We start from the raw sequence: 17067 nt of genomic DNA on the forward strand, positions 1-17067 counted from the left end.
CGCTCTACAAATACCGCTAAAGGGGGGACTCCCGGTCTCGCACCTTGCGGCACCGGGATTTCTGTTTTTGGGGCTTTGCCAGCCCCCGAGGTGAACCACCGTGATCGTCACACCACAAACCCAGCGCTTCGATGAGCCCCTGCCGCTCCGGAGTGGCGCGGTCCTGCCGGCCTATGAGCTGGTCTATGAAACCTACGGCAGCCTCAACGCCGACCGCTCCAACGCGGTGCTGATATGCCACGCCCTGAACGCCAGCCACCACGTGGCCGGGCTGCACGCCGACGAGCGTGGCCAGCCGATCGCGCGCAGCGAAGGGTGGTGGCACAACATGATCGGCCCGGGCAAGTCGGTGGACACGAACCGCTGGTTCGTGATCGGCGTGAACAACATCGGCTCCTGCTTCGGCAGCACCGGCCCGACCCACACCAACCCGGCCACCGGCCAGCCCTGGGGCGCCGACTTTCCGGTGGTGACGGTCGAGGACTGGGTCGATGCCCAGGCACGGCTGCTCGACATACTGGGCATCGAGCAGCTCGCCGCGGTCATGGGCGGCAGCCTGGGGGGCATGCAGACGCTTTCCTGGACGCTGCAGTACCCCGAGCGCGTGCGCCACGCGGTGGTGGTGGCCAGCGCGCCCAACCTCACGGCCGAAAACATCGCCTTCAACGAAGTGGCGCGCCGCGCCATCGTCACCGACCCGGACTTCCACGGCGGCCACTACCTGCGCGCCGGCACGCTGCCGCGCCGCGGCCTGCGCATCGCCCGCATGATCGGCCACATCACGTACCTGAGCGACGACGTGATGAACGAGAAGTTCGGTCGGACGCTGCGGGCCGCCGATGGCGAAGACCCGAGCGCTACCGCCGAACTGGCCTACCGGTATTCCACCCAAGACGTGGAGTTCCAGATTGAGAGCTACCTGCGATACCAGGGCGACAAGTTCAGCGAGTACTTCGACGCCAACACCTACCTGCTCATCACCCGCGCGCTGGACTACTTCGACCCGGCCCGCGAGTTTGACGGCAACCTCAGCGCGGCGCTGGCGCGGGCCCAGGCCAAGTTCCTGCTGGTGAGCTTCACCACCGACTGGCGCTTCTCGCCCGCGCGCTCGCGCGAGATCGTCAAGGCGCTGCTGGAGAACCGGCGCGACGTGAGCTACGCCGAGATCGATGCACCGCACGGGCACGACGCCTTCCTGCTCGACGACCCGCGCTACCACGCGGCCGTGAAGAGCTACTTTGAACAGACCATCGCCGGAGGTGTGCAATGAGCGAACGCCACCTGCTCGAATCCATCGCCCGGCTGGTGCCGCCCGGCTCGCGCGTGCTCGACCTCGGTTGCGGCGACGGCGCCCTGCTGGCGCACCTGCAGACCACGCGCCAGTGCAGCGGCTATGGCGTCGAGATCGACGACGCCAAGGTGCACGCCTGCATCCGCCGCGGCGTCAACGTGCTGCAGCTCAACCTGGAGGACGGCCTCTCCATGTTCGGTGACGACGCCTTCGACGTGGTGCTGCAGATCGACACCCTGCAGCACCTGCGCAACGCCGAAACCATGCTGCGCGAGACCGCGCGCGTGGGCCGCATCGGCATCGTGGCCTTCCCCAACTTCGCCCACTGGCCCAACCGGCTGGCGGTGCTGCAGGGCCGCATGCCCGTGACCCGGCGTCTGCCTTACCAGTGGTACGACACGCCCAACATCCGGGTCGGCACCTACGCCGATTTCGAGGTACTGGCCCGCAGCTGCGGCCTGACCGTGGACGACAGCTTCGGTCTGCAGGAGGACCGCGAGGTGCGCTTCGCGCCCAACCTGCTGGCCAGCACGGCGGTCTTCAAGTTCTCCAACTGAGTCCCCGGGCCGGCGCTCAGCCGGCTCAGGCGCCGCTTTCCCGGGCCGCGTCCTGCGCAAAGTCTCCTGTGCCCACGTCCGGCGCCTGCGTCCATAACGGATACAGCTCGGCGAACGTGGCCCGGATGGCGGCCAGCGGCAGGTCGTCGAACTGCCCGCGCTCGTTCACATATTCCATGTGCCGCTGCCCCGCGCGGTCGTAGGGGTGGTAGAGCGAGTCGCTGACGCCATCGAATTCCAGCGGCAGCAGGCCGAACTTCTCGCACAGCGACAGGTTGAACGCGGGTGTCGCCTTGCGCCAGGCGCCATCGATCCAGAGTGCGGTGTAGCCGTGCCAGGCGAAGACGTCGGTTTTCATGGTCTGACGCAGGCGCTCGGTCGAGAGGTGGTTGCGCACGTCGGCAAACCCCAACCGCGCCGGGATGCCCGCCGCGCGCGCCACGGCCGCCAGCGCCACCGCCTTGGGCACGCACCAGCCGAATTCTTGCGACAGCGCCGTGCTCGCCCGCATGCCCGGTGCCGACAGGTCGATGCGGTAGGGGTCGTAGCGCAGGCGGTCGCGCACCGCCAGGTACAGCGACACCGCGCGCTCGCGCTCGGTCTGGCCGGTGGCGTGTTCGCGCGCGAAGGCCAGGACCAGCGGGTGGTCGCTGTCGATGGCGGTGCTGGGCTGCAGGCAGGCAGCAGAAGGCGCTGAGGGAGGCGTGTGCGGGCTGGACATGGACCCAAGGTAGCAGACCCGCCGGTCGATGGCGATCACCGGCGCGACGGATGTGCGGGATCAGGGGTCGAATTGCACTCTTTTTTCGCACTTCAGCTTGTGCCCGGCGCGCCGATAGTGCTGGGGACACCGTGTGTCGCTGCAGATCCGGCACGCCATCCTGGCCCGGCAGGCGGTGTCGGTGTTCAGGCGCTTCGGTGCGGGCGTGCGCTGAAGAGGTCTCCCAAACTCAACGCGTCCATCCTCAGGCGAGGTACTCATGAGCATTTTCAACAATCTCAAGCTGGGTCACCGGTTGGCCCTCGGCTTTGGCCTGGTGATGTCGCTGATGGCGGCGCTCACGCTTGCGGCCTATGTGGGCCTGAACGACACGAACGACGACCTGCACAGCATCGCGGACAACACGGTGCCGTCGCTGCAGGTGGCGGCCGATCTCAAGAGCACGTCCCTGAATCTGCGCCGCTTCGAATACAACCACCTGGTGTCCGAAGACCCGAGCCGGCTGTTGGTGCTGGAAGCCGACATCGCGAAACAGCAGGCCGATCTGCTGCAGACATTCAAGGCGTATGAGCCGCTGATCAGCGGCGACGAGGATCGCGCCCTGTGGCAGGAAGCCCAGGCCGATGCGCTGCGCTACGTGAGTCAGTGGGGTGCCATCCAAGCCCTGTCCGGACAGATCGGTGGCGCCGGCAAGTCGGTGGCCGAAGAGCGCCTGACCGGCCCGTCGCGCGAGTACTTCGAGCAACTGCAGGCCAAGCTGGACAAGCTCTGGACTTTCAATGTGAACCATGCGGACCAGGTCAAGAAGGAGTCGGCCGTTTCCTATCGGCAGGTCCTGCTGACGGTGCTGGTGCTGGCCGCTGCGGCCATGGCCATCGGCCTGCTGGCGGCGGTGCTGATCACGCGCTCCATCGTGCGGCCGATCACCGATGCCGTGGGCATCGCCGATCACATCGCCAGCGGCGATCTCACACAGAAGATCGTGGTCAGCGGTCGCGACGAGACCAGCCAGCTGCTGACCGCCATGCAAAAGATGCAGCAGGCCCTGAGCTCGCTGGTCAGCTCCGTGCGCCAGGGCGCCGAGGGCGTGGCCACGGCCAGCGCGCAGATCGCCCAGGGCAACCAGGACCTGTCCAGCCGCACCGAGCAGCAGGCCTCGGCGCTGGAGCAAACCTCCGCGTCCATGGAAGAGATGGGCTCGACCGCGCAACAGAACGCCGACAACGCCCGCGCCGCCAGCCAGCTGGCCGCCAGCGCCAGCAGCGTGGCTGTGCAGGGCGGCGAGGTGGTGGGCCAGGTGGTGTCGACCATGCGCGAGATCCAGCACAGCAGCCAGAAGATCAGCGACATCATCGGCGTGATCGACGGCATTGCCTTTCAGACCAACATCCTGGCGCTCAACGCGGCGGTGGAAGCCGCGCGCGCGGGCGAGCAGGGCCGCGGCTTTGCCGTGGTGGCCGGCGAGGTGCGCACGCTGGCGCAGCGCAGCGCCGAGGCGGCCAAGGAGATCAAGCAGCTGATCAACGCCAGTGTCGAGCGCGTCGAGCAGGGCACGACCCTGGTTGACCGGGCCGGATCGACCATGCAGGAGGTGGTGCAGTCGATCCAGCGCGTGACCGACATCGTGGGCGAGATCAGCAGCGCCAGCCAGGAGCAGAACGCCGGAGTGAACCAGGTGGCCGAGGCCGTGACCAGCATGGACCAGACCACGCAGCAGAACGCCGCGCTGGTGGAAGAAAGCGCCTCGGCCGCGGCCTCGCTGCAGCAGCAGGCCGACCAGCTGCTGAAGTCGGTGAGCGTGTTCCGGGTGAACGGCGGGGCTTCGATGCCGGTGCACAAGCCCGCGTCCGTGTCCAAGGCCGCCGCTCCGGCCAGAGCGCCTGCCCACCAGCCGACGCCCCCGTCGCCTGCCAGGGCCCTGCGCCCGGCACCGGCGAACCCGCCGGCTCCAATCCCCAAGACCCTGACCACCGGCGCTGGCGCCAGCGACGACTGGGAAAGCTTCTGAACCCGCCTCCGAGGACCCGACCATGGACATGCACTCTCCCTCCACCGCTGCCGGCGATGCCCGCCACGTCGCAGGCCAGCAAGGCGCCCATGCCGAATTCCTGACCTTCCGCCTGGGTGCGGAGGAATACGGGATCGACATCCTGCGGGTGCAGGAGATCCGCTCCTACGAGGAGCCTACGCGGATCGCGAACGCACCGCACTTCATCAAGGGCGTGGTGAACCTGCGCGGGGTGATCGTGCCGGTGGTGGACCTGCGCATCAAGCTGGGCTGCGAGAAGGTGGAATACAACGGCTTCACGGTGGTGATCGTGCTCAACGTGCGCGGCCGGGTGGTCGGTGCGGTGGTCGATTCGGTCTCGGACGTGCTGGAGTTGGCCAGCGAGCTGATCAAGCCGGCGCCGGAGATGAACACGTCGATGGACACGAGCTTCATCACGGGCATCGCCAGCGTGGGCGAGCGCATGCTGATCCTGATGGACATCGAGGCGCTGATGAGCAGTCCCGACATGGGGCTGATGGACAGCAGTTCGCAGAACCTGCAGTAGGTCCCGGGAAAACCAGGTCTGTGTTCAAGGGCGCCCGTCGGGCGCCCTTCTCTTTGGACCCATGGTGGGCGGTCATTCGGTCATTTGCCCGGGTCCAGTGGCTCTTTTTCCGCCTTCAGTACCGGGCGGACCGGCCGATAGTTCATGAATCCCCATTTGTGTTTCAAGGACGGCCTACATGGACATGCACTCTCCCTCCACCGCTGCCGGCGATGCCCGCCACGTCGCAGGCCAGCAAGGCGCCCATGCCGAATTCCTGACCTTCCGCCTGGGTGCGGAGGAATACGGGATCGACATCCTGCGGGTGCAGGAGATCCGCTCCTACGAGGAGCCTACGCGGATCGCGAACGCACCGCACTTCATCAAGGGCGTGGTGAACCTGCGCGGGGTGATCGTGCCGGTGGTGGACCTGCGCATCAAGCTGGGCTGCGAGAAGGTGGAATACAACGGCTTCACGGTGGTGATCGTGCTCAACGTGCGCGGCCGGGTGGTCGGTGCGGTGGTCGATTCGGTCTCGGACGTGCTGGAGCTGGCCAGCGAGCTGATCAAGCCGGCGCCGGAGATGAACACGTCGATGGACACGAGCTTCATCACGGGCATCGCCAGCGTGGGCGAGCGCATGCTGATCCTGATGGACATCGAGGCGCTGATGAGCAGTCCCGACATGGGGCTGATGGACAGCAGCTCGCAGAACCTGCAGTAAGCCATGAAGAACCCCACCATCAACAACCGCTCGCTGGCACGGCGCGTCGCGCTGCTGGCGGTGGCCATGCTCTCGGGCGTGCTGGTGACGATCAGCGTTGTCATGAGCCTGGTGGCCGAGGAGCGCTCCCGCGAGCGCATCGTGCAGTGGGTGGGCGACAAGACGCAGTCGGTCGCCGATTCGGTGGACGCCTTCGACGCCACCGCGCGCCTGATGACCGACCGTGCGTACCGGCCGTTCCGGGCCAAGTTCTCCCAGTTCTTTGAACTGGACGAGGCCGCCGGCCTGATCAAGAGCTGGTCGTTCCGCCTCAACGGCGAAACGAGCGACGTGGACGACTTCAACAAGATGACCGGCGGCGTGGCCACCGTGTTCATGCGCAAGGGCGAGGACTTCGAGCGCGTGACCACCTCGCTCAAGAAGGAAGACGGCGAGCGGGCCGTCGGCACCCTGCTGGCGCGCGACCACCCGGCCTACCCGCTGGTGCTGCAGGGCCAGAACTACACCGGCCGTGCCGTGCTGTTCGGCAAGCCCTACATGACGCACTACGAGGCCCTGAAGGACCAGGCCGGCAAGGTGGTGGGCATCCTGTTCATCGGTTTCGATCTCTCGGACTTCCAGACCGCGCTGCAGAAGCTGGTGAGCGAGGCCCGTTTCTTCGAGAGCGGCTCCACCGTGATCATCGATCCGCGCAAGAGCGATGCGGACGCGGTGTTCGTCGTGCATCCCACGGCGGCGGGCAAGAAGGTGCTGGAGGCCTACCCCTCGGCCGGACCGCTGCTGGCCAGCCTTCGTGCCACGCCCGAGGCGTTCGTGGCGGACTCCACGTCCCTGGTCTCGAACGACCTGTCCAGCCCCTGGGTGGTCAAGCGACCCACCAAGGCCGGTGGCTGGTGGGTGGTGGCCGAGGTGTCGGACGACGAGGCCATGGCGTCGCACTGGGCCACCATGTACGCCTTCTGGGGCCTGCTGGTTGCGGCCACCGCGGTGCTGGGTCTGGGCCTGTACTGGCTGGTGCGGCGCAATGTCAGCCGCCCGCTGGGCAGCCTGACCGTCGCGGTCACGGCCGTGGCCAAGGGCGACCTGAGCCAGCGCTTCACCACCGACCGCAGCGACGAGATCGGCCGTCTGGTGCGCGAGGTCGAGGACATGCGCCAGCGCTTCGTCGGCATGCTCGGCGAGTTGCGCCATGCCAGCGACAGCATCGGCACGGCGAGCGCGGAGATCGCTTCGGGCAACCAGGACCTCTCCAGCCGCACCGAGCAGGCGGCCAGCAACCTGCAGCAGACCGCGGCCTCCATGGAGCAGCTGACCAGCACGGTCAGGAACAGCGCCGATGCCGCGCGCCAGGCCAACCAGCTGGCCGCCAGCGCCTCGGAGATTGCGGTGCGCGGTGGTCAGGTGGTCGACCAGGTGGTGCACACCATGCAGGAGATCCACCACAGCAGCCAGAAGATCAACGACATCATCGGCGTGATCGACGGCATCGCGTTCCAGACCAACATCCTCGCGCTCAATGCGGCGGTGGAGGCGGCGCGGGCGGGCGAGCAGGGCCGTGGTTTCGCGGTGGTGGCGGCCGAGGTGCGCAGCCTGGCCCAGCGCAGCGCCGAGGCGGCCAAGGAGATCAAGGGGCTGATCGGCACCAGCGTGGACAAGGTCGAGACCGGCAGCCGCCTGGTGGGCGATGCGGGTCAGACCATGGGCGAGGTGGTGGCCAGCGTGCAGCGGGTGACGGAGATCATCGGCGAGATCAGCGCGGCCGCGGGCGAACAGAGCGACGGCATCGGCCAGGTGAACGTGGCGGTGACGCAGCTGGACCAGATGACGCAACAGAACGCGGCACTCGTGGAAGAGAGCGCAGCCGCCGCGCAAAGCCTCAGGGAGCAGGCCACTCGATTGACTCAGGTCGTGGCGACGTTCCGCACCGAGGGTGCGGCCCACACGGAATCGCTTCGCTGACCAGACCCGACCCCACGAAGGACCAACATGAAATTCAACAACCTCAAGATCAGCCAGCGCCTGGGCCTGGGCTTTGGTGCCGTGCTGCTGCTGCTCCTGCTGCTGACCGCCATGGCGTTCAATGCCGTGACTTCCGCGACCGCCGGACAGCAGCGCCTGCTCGAAATGAACCGGCTGGTGCAGCTCGCCGACGAGTGGGTGGCCAGCACGCAGCTGAACGTCAACCGCGTGATGGCGATGGCCAAGTCCGCCAACCACCCGGAGGTGGACAGCTACTTCAAGCCGCTGATGGCCGAAACCACCGAGCGCATCAACACGCTGCAGAAGGACCTGGAAGCGGCGATCACCTCCGAACAGGGCAAGAGCCTGCTGGCCGACATCGGCGCACGGCGCAAGGAATACATCGAGGTGCGCAAGACGTACTTCGATGCGCTCAAGGCGGTGGAGCCGGAGGCATCCACCATGCTGACCGAGAAGCTGTTGCCCGCGGCGCAGCGCTACATCGGCGCCATGCAGGAACTCCAGAAACACGAACATGCGCTGGTGACCCAGGAAGTGGAGCAGGCCAGCGCCGCGCTGTCGCGCCAGATGAGCATCATCGGCGTCCTCGCCTGCGTGGCCCTGCTGGTCGGCGCGCTGGTGGCCTGGCGCGCGGCCCGTTCGGTGTCGGTGCCGGTGGCCGGAGCGGTGCGTGCCGCGCGGGCGGTGGCGGATGGCGACCTGACCCAGCCGCTGGTCGTGGACCGCGGTGACGAGCTCGGTCAGCTGCAACAGGCACTGGCCGACATGAAGGCCTCGCTGGTGGCCACGGTGTCCCAGGTGCGCGGCGCCAGCGACAGCATCAACGTGGCTTCCCGCGAGATCGTCTCGGGCAACCACGACCTCTCCAGCCGCACCGAGCAGGCGGCCAGCAACCTGCAACAGACGGCGGCCTCCATGGAAGAGCTGACCAGCACGGTGCGCAACAGCGCCGATGCGGCGCGCCAGGCCAACCAGCTGGCTGCCAGCGCCTCGGAGATTGCCGTGCGCGGTGGTCAGGTGGTCGACCAGGTGGTGCACACCATGCAGGAGATCCACCACAGCAGCCAGAAGATCAGCGACATCATCGGCGTGATCGATGGCATCGCTTTCCAGACCAACATCCTCGCGCTCAACGCAGCGGTGGAAGCGGCCCGGGCGGGCGAACAGGGCCGCGGCTTTGCGGTGGTGGCTGCCGAGGTGCGCAGTCTGGCGCAGCGCAGCGCCGAGGCGGCCAAGGAAATCAAGGGGCTGATCAGCGCCAGCGTCGACCGCGTGGACGCGGGCAGCCGCCTGGTGGGCGAAGCCGGTCAGACCATGAACGAGGTGGTCGGCTCGATCCGTCGTGTGACCGACATCGTCGGCGAGATCAGCGCGGCCGCAGGCGAGCAGAGCGACGGCATCGGCCAGGTCAACACCGCTGTCAACCAGCTGGACCAGATGACGCAGCAGAACGCGGCGCTGGTCGAGGAAAGTGCAGCAGCTGCCGAGAGCCTGAAGGACCAGGCGGCCCGGCTGGCGCAGGTCGTGTCGATCTTCAAGGTCGATGGCGCCACCCGCGCCACAGAGGCCGCGGCCAAGCCAGCGGCAGGCCCTGCTGCCCCGGTGACCCGCGCGACCACCGCACCTGTGCAGGCGGCCCGGGCCCCGGCTTCGGCACCGGCCAAGGCGGCCGCGAGCCCGGTGGTGCGCGAACAGCCGCCCAAGGCATCGGCCGCAGCACCGCTGGCCACCGCCACCCGGGCACCTGCGCCCGCTGTGGCCCCGGTGTCTCCCGCCAAGGTGGTGACCAGTGCCAGTGCCAATACCGAAGGCGACTGGGAAAGTTTCTGAAGCCAATACCAACCTTCCGGCGAGTCTCATCATGTGGATCCGGTCCTTTATGCGTCACTTTTCCATCCGCTTCCGAATGATCGGCGCCATCGGCGTCGTGCTGGCCCTGCTGTTCGTGGTGGGCAGCGCCGGCCTGTGGGGCATGCAGCGCATGCAGGCCCTGAGTCAGGAGTTTGTCGATCACGCCTTCCATGAGACCGTCGAGCTGTCCAAGCTGCGACTGGCCATGGCGGACCTCAGCCGCCACGAGAAGGACATGGTGATCCACTACGAATCGCCCGAGCAGCTGTCGCTGGCGAACATGAAGTGGGAGAAGACCCGCGACGAGATCGGCCAGCTGATGCTGGCCCTGCAGCAGGGTGAGGCCGACGAGGACAACGCGGTGCTGCAGCAGATGAGCGCCAAGCTCAAGGACTACTCGGCGGCGGTCGAACCCACGGTGGCCAACATCAAGGCCGGGGGGTACGACAGCGCCACCGTGGCCAACCGCATGCTGGCGCGCGCCCACGACCGCTACGCCGAACTGCAGGCCGACATGAAGAAGATCGAGGCCATCATCTCGGCGGAAGCGGCGGCGGTGCAGGCCGAGCAGGTCGGCACCGGTCAGCAGACCATGCTGCTGTTCGGCATCGCGGTGGCGGTGGCGGTGCTGGTGGTGGTGCCGACCACCCTGGCCAACATGCAGAGCATCTGCCGCCCGCTCGACCAGGCGCAGCGCCTGGCCATGGCCATCTCGCGCGGCGACCTGACCCAGCCGGTCGCGGTGGAGGGCAAGGACGAGCTCACGCGGCTGATGTCGGCGCTGGGCGAGATGCAGGCATCGCTCGCACGCATCGTCAGCCAGGTGCGCCAGACCACCGACAGCATCGGTGTGGCCAGCGCCGAGATCGCCTCGGGCAACCAGGACCTGTCCAGCCGCACCGAGCAGGCCGCCTCCAGCCTGCAGCAGACCGCCAGCAGCATCGACCAGATCACCAGCACCGTGCAGCAGAGCGCCGAGTCGGCGCGCCAGGCCAGCGAGATGGCCCAGGCCAACGCGGTGGTGGCGGCGCGCGGCGGCGAGGTGGTCGGCGAGGTGGTGGCGACCATGCAGGAGATCAACCACCGCAGCCAGAAGATCGGCGACATCATCGGTGTGATCGACGGCATCGCCTTCCAGACCAACATACTGGCGCTCAACGCAGCCGTCGAGGCGGCGCGCGCGGGCGAACAGGGCCGCGGCTTTGCCGTGGTGGCCGGCGAGGTGCGCAGCTTGGCGCAGCGCAGCGCCGAAGCGGCGCGGGAGATCAAGGGCCTGATCGGCGCCAGCGTCGAGAAGGTCGAGGCCGGGACGCGCCAGGTCACAGAGGCCGGCACCACCATCGGCGAGATCGTCGCGAATGCGCAGAGGATTTCCGATCTGATCGGTCACATCACCACGGCGGCCAACGAGCAGAGCCAGGGTATCGGGCAGGTCAACGGCGCGGTGGGGCAGCTCGACCAGATGACGCAGCAGAACGCCGCGCTGGTGGAAGAAAGCGCAGCGGCGGCCCAGAGCCTGCAGGACCAGGCCCAGAAGCTGGCCGGTGTGGTGGCCACTTTCCGGCTGAGTGCCGGTTGATTTAGGTAAAGAGAAACAATCATGTTGAATCAGATGAGTCTCCGCGGCCGCATCCTGCTGCTGGTGGTGGTGGCGGTGCTGGGCATCGCGGTCATGGGTGCGCTGTCGGTGGTGCAGACCAAGCGCCAGCTCACCGACGCCCGCCACGGTCAGCTCGTCACGGCGGTCGAATCGGCCCATTCCATCGTCGAGGGCTTCCGTGCCATGCAGACGTCCGGCAAGCTCGGCGCCGAGGTGGCGCAGGCAGCGGCCAAGGCCGCGGTCGCGCATGCGCGCTACGGCGAGGGCGGCAAGGAGTACCTCTACATCTGGTCGCTCGACGGCGTGGGCGTGATGCACCCGATCAAGCCGGAGTGGGATGGTCAGAACATGGTCGGCAAGGTCAAGGACGGTGAGGGTGCCGACGTCATCGCGTCCCTGGTCAACGGCATGCGCCAGAGCACCGACGGCCGGGCCTTCGTGCAGACCAATTTCCCGCGCCCGGGCGACACGAAATCGGTGCCCAAGCTGCAGTACATCATGAAGGTCGATGGCTGGAACTGGATGGTGGGCTCGGGCCTGTACACCGACGACCTGGACGCCATGGTGTGGCGCACCCTGGCGGTCAACGGTGCGCTGGCGCTGTCGGGGCTGCTGGTGATCGCCGGCATCGGCTGGCTGACGCTGCGCAGCGTGATGCGCCAGATCGGTGGCGAGCCGGCCCTGGCGGTGTCGGCGATGCGTTCGGTGGCCGATGGCGACCTGACCGTCACCCTGCCCCGTGTGCCCGCTGGCAGCCTGCTCGCGGCGCTGGCCGACATGATCGCCTCGCTGCGGGGCACCGTGAGCCAGGTGCGCACGGCGACCGACAGCATCAGCACCGCCAGCACCGAGATCGCCTCGGGCAACCAGGACCTGTCCAGCCGCACCGAGCACACGGCCAGCAACCTGCAGGAAACCGCGGCCAGCATGGAAGAACTGACCGGCACCGTGCGGCAGAGCGCCGAGTCGGCGCGCACGGCGACCCAGCTGGCCGAGGCCGCAGCGGGCACCGCACGACGCGGCGGCACCGTGGTGGGCGAGGTGGTGCACACCATGCGCGAGATCAACGAGAGCAGCCGCAAGATCAACGACATCATCGGCGTGATCGACGGCATCGCGTTCCAGACCAACATCCTGGCACTCAACGCAGCCGTCGAGGCGGCGCGCGCGGGCGAACAGGGCCGCGGCTTTGCCGTGGTGGCCGGCGAGGTGCGCAGCCTGGCGCAGCGCAGCGCCGAGGCCGCCAAGGAGATCAAGGGCCTGATCGGCACCAGCGTGGACCGCGTGGAGGCGGGCACGCGCCTGGTCAGCGAGGCGGGCCAGACCATGGACGAGATCGTGGCCAGCGTGCAGCGCGTGACCGACGTCATCAGCGAGATCGGTGCCGCCACAGGCGAGCAGAGCCAGGGCATTGCCCAGGTCGGCTCGGCGGTGGCCCAGCTGGACCAGATGACGCAGCAGAACGCGGCGCTGGTGGAAGAGAGCGCCGCCGCGGCCCAGAGCCTGCGGGACCAGGCGCAGCGGCTGGCTGGCGTGGTCGCCACCTTCCGCCTGTCGGCCTGAGCGCGGTTTTCGGAAGTTCCCGCCGCCCTGCCGGGGCGGTGGCCTGCCTATACTGGCCCTCTGTCGCACCGCCCGCGCCGAGAGGACCGCCATGAACGCCCGCCTGCCCGCTTCCGCCCTGCCCCTGGAACCGCAAGCCCTGCAATCGCAGGTCGACGCCGCCTGGCGCGAATCCATCGTGCCCGAGCTGCAGCGCTACATCGCGGTGCCGGCCAAGTCGCCGATGTTCGACCCCGACTGGGCGGCCCACGGCCTGCTCGAACGCGTGCTGCAGAACGCCGCAGACTGGGTGCGCGCGCAACAGGTGCCCGGCCTGCAACTGGAAATCGTGCGCCTGAACGACGCCCAGGGCCGGCCGCGCACACCGGTGCTGTTCTTTGAACTGCCGGCCAGCGAAGGAAAGGACGGCACGCCCGCCCCGGCGTCAGGCCAGACCGTGCTGATGTACGGCCACCTCGACAAGCAGCCCGAATTCAACGGCTGGCGCAGCGACCTGGGGCCGTGGACCCCTGTGATCGACGACGGCAAGCTCTACGGCCGCGGTGGCGCAGACGACGGCTACGCGGTCTACGCCAGCGTCACGGCCATCCAGGCCCTCAAGGCGCAGGGCGTGGCCCACCCGCGCATCGTCGGCCTGATCGAAACCTCGGAAGAAAGCGGTTCGGCCGATCTGCTGCCCTATGTGGACGCGCTGCGGTCCCGGCTGGGCGATGTCGGACTGGTGATCTGCCTGGACAGCGGTGCCGGCAACTACGACCAGCTCTGGCTGACCACCAGCCTGCGCGGCATGGCCAGCGGCGTGCTCAAGGTCGAAATCCTCACCGAAGGCATCCACTCGGGCGACGCCTCGGGCCTTGTGCCGTCGAGCTTCCGCATCATGCGGCAGGTGCTGGACCGGCTGGAAGACAGCGGCACCGGCCGCCTGCTGCCGGCCAGCTTCCACTGCGAGGTGCCGGCCGAACGGCAGGCGCAGGCGCAGGCCACGGCCGCCATCCTGGGCGACGAGCTGTTCAAGCGCTTTCCCTGGGCCCACCACGACTGTGGCGGCGCCACCGTCTCGGCCCTGCCCACCACCACCGACCCGGTCGAGGCGCTGCTGGCGCGCACCTGGCGGCCCACGCTGTCGGTCACCGGCGCCGACGGTTTCCCGGACATCGCCAACGCTGGCAACGTGCTGCGGCCCTACACCGCGTTCAAGCTCAGCCTGCGCCTGCCGCCGCTGGTCGAGGCCGCGCCCGCCGTGCAGCAGCTCAAGGCCCTGCTGGAAGACAACGCGCCCTACCAGGCCAAGGTGACGTTCGAGGGCTTGAGCTCGGCCACCGGCTGGAATGCGCCCTCCACCACGCCGTGGTTCGAGCAGGCGCTGCAGGAAGCCTCGCAGGCGCACTACGGCGCCGCCTGCGCCACCATCGGCCAGGGCGGCACCATCCCGCTGATGAACATGCTCAGCCAGGGCTTCCCCACCGCGCAGATGATGGTCTGCGGCGTGCTCGGCCCGCGAAGCAACGCGCACGGGCCCAATGAATTCCTGCACCTGGACTACGCGCGGCGCCTGACCGCCTCGGTGGCGCAGGTCATCGCCCGCATGCCCTGACGCCGCGCCGCCCATGTCCGACACCACCCAGGCGCCCTTCACCCTGCGCGACGGCCTGAACATCGCGCTCTACGACTGGCCCCTGCCGTCGCGGCAGCGGCCGCGGGCCGTGGTGCTCATCGTGCATGGGCTGGGCGAACACGCCTGGCGCTACGACGCGGTGGCACAGCGCCTGAACGAGTGGGGCTTCAGCGTGCGCGCCTACGACCAGCGCGGCCACGGCGACTCGGGCGGTGACCGCGGGGTGCTGTCGGACGACGACGACCTGCTGGCCGACCTGCAGGAGCTGGTGGACGACACGCGCCGGCACATCGCCGAACCCTGGGCCTGCCCCCTGGTGCTGCTGGGCCACAGCATGGGCGGCCTGGTGGCCTCCACCTTCGTGCAGCGCGGCATCGAGCCGGTGGATGCCCTGGTGCTCTCGTCGCCCGCGCTGGACACCGGCATGAGCGCGTTCCAGCGCCTGCTGACCCGGCTGCTCTACCGCTGGGCACCCGACTTCACCGTGCCCAACGGGCTGGACCCGCGCGGCATCTCCCACGACCCGGCGCAGGTGGCGGCCTACCAGCGCGACCGGCTGGTGCACAACCGCATTTCGGCGCGACTGGCGCGCTTCATCGACAGCAACGGCCCGCGCGTGGTGGCGGCCGCGCCGACCTGGCAGGTGCCCACGCTGCTGATGTACGCCGGGGCCGACCGGCTGGTGCGGCCCGAGGGCAGCCGCGCCTTTGCCGCGGTCGCGCCGAAGGGGCTGGTGCACAGCCGCCGGTTCGATGGGCTGTTTCACGAAATCTTCAACGAGACCGACCCCTCGGCGGTGTACGCCGAACTGCGCGCCTGGCTCGACGTGCACATTCCGGCCTGAGGCTCAGCGCCGGCCCATCAGGCCGCCGAGCATGCCCATGAGGTCGCCCGCATCCAGACCCCCGGCACCACCGCGCTGACCGCCGCCGAGCAGCGAACCGAGCGCGTCCAGGCCGTTGTCCGGCGGCACCTGCCCCTGGGGGGTGAGCTGGTCGATCAGGCCGGGCAGCAGGTCGGCCATGGTGCCGGCGGCCTGCTGCTGGCTGCCCCCGAGCTGGCGGGCGATCATGTCCATCAGGTCCGGGCCCAGGGCGCTGCCCAGCGCGTCGGGTGAGACCGGCTGGTTGGCCCCCGTGCCGACCCAGGAGGAGGCGGCGTCGCCCAGGCCGGCCTGCTGCAGTTTGGCCAGGATGCCCGAGAGCCCTCCCGCGTTGTTCATCAGCACGCCGATCAGACCGATCAGCAGCTGCGGGTCCAGACCACCGGGGCCGCCTTGCGCCGGCTGGCTGTTCTGCTGTCCCCCGAAGGCGGCGTTCGTGGCCGCGCCCACCAGTGAATCCAACAGTCCCATGCGAGCTCTCCTCTCAATGCGTGGCGTCCGGCGCCGACCGGGGCCGGTTCAGGCCGGATTGTGGGCCGCGCGCCGGAGCCAGGCAAGCCAGCCCAGCGCCACCCCGGTGAGGGCCACGGGCACCAGCGAACCCAGGTTCAGCAAGGCCCAGCCCTGGGTGGTGACGAGGGCACCGGAGGCGAACGAGGTGACGGCCATGGTGGCAAAAACGAAGAAGTTGATGGCGGCCTGTGCGCGGTCTTTTTCCTCAGGCCTGTAGGCCTGCAGCGACAGCGTGGTGCTGCCGGTGAACAGAAAATTCCAGCCCACACCCAGCAGGAACAGCGCGATCAGGAACTGGTGCAGGTCCACACCGGTGAGCGCGATGGCGATGCAGGCCGCGTTCAGCAGCACGCCCACGCCCATGATGGTGAGCACACCGAAGCGCTTGATCAGGTGGCCGGTGAAGAAGCCGGGGGCGAACATGCCGATCACGTGCCATTCCAGCACCAGGGCCGCGTCCTCGAACTCGAAGCCGCAGACCTGCATCGCCAGCGGCGTGGCGGCCATCAGCAGGTTCATCACGCCGTAGCCCAGCGCCGCGCCCGCGGCGGCCACGATGAAGACGGGCTGCCTCATGATCTCCGAGAGCGGCCGGCCGGTGTCGGCGTTGGCCTTCTTCGGCGGCAGCGGCGGGAACTTCATGAAGGCCATCACCGCCATCGACAGCAGCGCCACCACCGCCAGCGCCAGGTAGGCGCCGGCGAACGGCACCTCCAGCAGGTTGCGCGTGCGGCTGGCCAGATTGGGGCCGAGCACCGCGCCCACCAGACCGCCGGCCAGCACCAGCGACACCGCCTTTTCGCGGTAGTCCGGTGCCGCCAGTTCGGCGGCGGCGAAGCGGTAGAGCTGGCCGTTGGCGCTGTAGTAGCCGGCGATCACGGTGGCCGCCACCAGCAGCCAGAAGTTCTTGTCCATCGCGGCCCACCAGCACAGCAGCGCCGAACCCAGGGCGACCAGCAGCCCGATCTGGAACGAGCCCTGGCGGCCGAAGGCGCTCTGGGTGCGCGCCACCAGCGGCGTGGACAGTGCGCCACCGACCACATAGCCCATCACCGGCAGCGTCGCCATCCAGCCCAGCGGGGCCAGCGAGAGCCCCACCAGCCCGTTGATGGCGATGAAGACCACGTTGTTGGTCAGGAACAGGCCTTGCGCGGCGGCCAGCAGCCAGAGGTTTTTGTTCATAAGTCAGCGTTTATACAAGGCGGCGGCGCCGCGCCGCACGCCACCCTGAACGC

Annotated in this window: 14 protein-coding genes; 11 read left to right on the forward strand and 3 right to left on the reverse strand. The window is 68.6% G+C overall.

Annotation, left to right across the window (positions count from 1 at the left end; genetic code table 11):
- Window positions 1-100 precede the first annotated feature (100 nt).
- Both DD542_RS10515 and metW read left to right on the forward strand, forming a co-directional pair.
- Entirely contained in the window at window positions 101-1270 is a 1170-nt protein-coding gene (locus DD542_RS10515; protein ID WP_127805607.1) for a homoserine O-acetyltransferase, read from the forward strand.
- Window positions 1267-1848, forward strand: coding sequence for a methionine biosynthesis protein MetW (gene metW / locus DD542_RS10520; protein ID WP_127805610.1), 582 nt, complete (start codon window positions 1267-1269; stop codon window positions 1846-1848). Before DD542_RS10515 ends, metW begins: the two co-directional genes overlap by 4 nt.
- Window positions 1849-1873: 25 nt before the next feature.
- Here the strand turns inward: metW and DD542_RS10525 are convergent, their stop codons facing one another.
- A complete protein-coding gene (locus tag DD542_RS10525) occupies window positions 1874-2569 on the reverse strand; it encodes a transglutaminase family protein (protein ID WP_127805612.1) in 696 nt (231 codons plus the stop codon).
- Window positions 2570-2828: 259 nt separating this feature from the next.
- Here DD542_RS10525 and DD542_RS24195 point away from each other — a divergent pair, with 259 nt between their 5' ends.
- The 9 genes from DD542_RS24195 (at window position 2829) to DD542_RS10570 (ending at window position 15280) form a co-directional block, all read left to right on the forward strand.
- The gene (locus DD542_RS24195; RefSeq protein ID WP_127805614.1) at window positions 2829-4577 is read left to right on the forward strand and encodes a methyl-accepting chemotaxis protein; all 1749 of its coding nucleotides are present in this window, start codon (window positions 2829-2831) and stop codon (window positions 4575-4577) included.
- Window positions 4578-4605: 28 nt separating this feature from the next.
- A complete protein-coding gene (locus DD542_RS10535; RefSeq protein WP_127807360.1) occupies window positions 4606-5124 on the forward strand; it encodes a chemotaxis protein CheW in 519 nt (172 codons plus the stop codon).
- Window positions 5125-5308: 184 nt separating this feature from the next.
- On the forward strand, window positions 5309-5827 hold the full coding sequence (locus DD542_RS10540) for a chemotaxis protein CheW (RefSeq protein ID WP_127807360.1): 519 nt from the start codon (window positions 5309-5311) through the stop codon (window positions 5825-5827).
- Between the two features lie 3 nt (window positions 5828-5830).
- On the forward strand, window positions 5831-7786 hold the full coding sequence (locus DD542_RS10545) for a methyl-accepting chemotaxis protein (RefSeq protein WP_127805616.1): 1956 nt from the start codon (window positions 5831-5833) through the stop codon (window positions 7784-7786).
- Window positions 7787-7813: 27 nt separating this feature from the next.
- Window positions 7814-9637, forward strand: a complete 1824-nt coding sequence (locus DD542_RS10550) for a methyl-accepting chemotaxis protein (RefSeq protein WP_127805618.1) — start codon at window positions 7814-7816, stop codon at window positions 9635-9637.
- Window positions 9638-9686: 49 nt separating this feature from the next.
- On the forward strand, window positions 9687-11237 hold the full coding sequence (locus DD542_RS24200; protein ID WP_277750668.1) for a methyl-accepting chemotaxis protein: 1551 nt from the start codon (window positions 9687-9689) through the stop codon (window positions 11235-11237).
- 33 nt (window positions 11238-11270) lie between these two features.
- On the forward strand, window positions 11271-12821 hold the full coding sequence (locus DD542_RS10560; RefSeq protein WP_127805620.1) for a methyl-accepting chemotaxis protein: 1551 nt from the start codon (window positions 11271-11273) through the stop codon (window positions 12819-12821).
- Window positions 12822-12912: 91 nt separating this feature from the next.
- A complete protein-coding gene (locus DD542_RS10565; protein WP_127805622.1) occupies window positions 12913-14415 on the forward strand; it encodes a M20/M25/M40 family metallo-hydrolase in 1503 nt (500 codons plus the stop codon).
- A gap of 13 nt (window positions 14416-14428) precedes the next feature.
- Window positions 14429-15280 carry an alpha/beta hydrolase gene (locus tag DD542_RS10570; protein WP_127805624.1) on the forward strand — a complete coding sequence of 284 codons (852 nt, stop codon included), beginning with the start codon at window positions 14429-14431 and terminating at the stop codon, window positions 15278-15280.
- Between the two features lie 3 nt (window positions 15281-15283).
- Here DD542_RS10570 and DD542_RS10575 read toward each other — a convergent pair whose 3' ends face one another.
- Window positions 15284-15790 carry a YidB family protein gene (locus DD542_RS10575; protein WP_079364783.1) on the reverse strand — a complete coding sequence of 169 codons (507 nt, stop codon included), beginning with the start codon at window positions 15788-15790 and terminating at the stop codon, window positions 15284-15286.
- A gap of 48 nt (window positions 15791-15838) precedes the next feature.
- The gene (locus tag DD542_RS10580) at window positions 15839-17014 is read right to left on the reverse strand and encodes an MFS transporter (protein WP_127805626.1); all 1176 of its coding nucleotides are present in this window, start codon (window positions 17012-17014) and stop codon (window positions 15839-15841) included.
- Window positions 17015-17067: the final 53 nt, after the last annotated feature.

The organism is Hydrogenophaga sp. NH-16 (assembly GCF_004006415.1).
GTDB lineage: Bacteria > Pseudomonadota > Gammaproteobacteria > Burkholderiales > Burkholderiaceae_C > Hydrogenophaga > Hydrogenophaga pseudoflava.

Coding starts and splice junctions, on each gene's coding strand:
- DD542_RS10570 (WP_127805624.1), top strand. CDS start 14,429: ATGTCCGACACCACCCAGGCGCCCTTCACCCTGCGCGACGGCCTGAAC.
- DD542_RS10545 (WP_127805616.1), top strand. CDS start 5,831: ATGAAGAACCCCACCATCAACAACCGCTCGCTGGCACGGCGCGTCGCG.
- DD542_RS10535 (WP_127807360.1), top strand. CDS start 4,606: ATGCACTCTCCCTCCACCGCTGCCGGCGATGCCCGCCACGTCGCAGGC.
- DD542_RS10560 (WP_127805620.1), top strand. CDS start 11,271: ATGAGTCTCCGCGGCCGCATCCTGCTGCTGGTGGTGGTGGCGGTGCTG.
- DD542_RS10580 (WP_127805626.1), bottom strand. CDS start 17,014: ATGAACAAAAACCTCTGGCTGCTGGCCGCCGCGCAAGGCCTGTTCCTG.
- DD542_RS10525 (WP_127805612.1), bottom strand. CDS start 2,569: ATGTCCAGCCCGCACACGCCTCCCTCAGCGCCTTCTGCTGCCTGCCTG.
- DD542_RS10540 (WP_127807360.1), top strand. CDS start 5,309: ATGCACTCTCCCTCCACCGCTGCCGGCGATGCCCGCCACGTCGCAGGC.
- DD542_RS24200 (WP_277750668.1), top strand. CDS start 9,687: ATGCGTCACTTTTCCATCCGCTTCCGAATGATCGGCGCCATCGGCGTC.
- metW (WP_127805610.1), top strand. CDS start 1,267: ATGAGCGAACGCCACCTGCTCGAATCCATCGCCCGGCTGGTGCCGCCC.
- DD542_RS10565 (WP_127805622.1), top strand. CDS start 12,913: ATGAACGCCCGCCTGCCCGCTTCCGCCCTGCCCCTGGAACCGCAAGCC.
- DD542_RS10550 (WP_127805618.1), top strand. CDS start 7,814: ATGAAATTCAACAACCTCAAGATCAGCCAGCGCCTGGGCCTGGGCTTT.
- DD542_RS10575 (WP_079364783.1), bottom strand. CDS start 15,790: ATGGGACTGTTGGATTCACTGGTGGGCGCGGCCACGAACGCCGCCTTC.
- DD542_RS24195 (WP_127805614.1), top strand. CDS start 2,829: ATGAGCATTTTCAACAATCTCAAGCTGGGTCACCGGTTGGCCCTCGGC.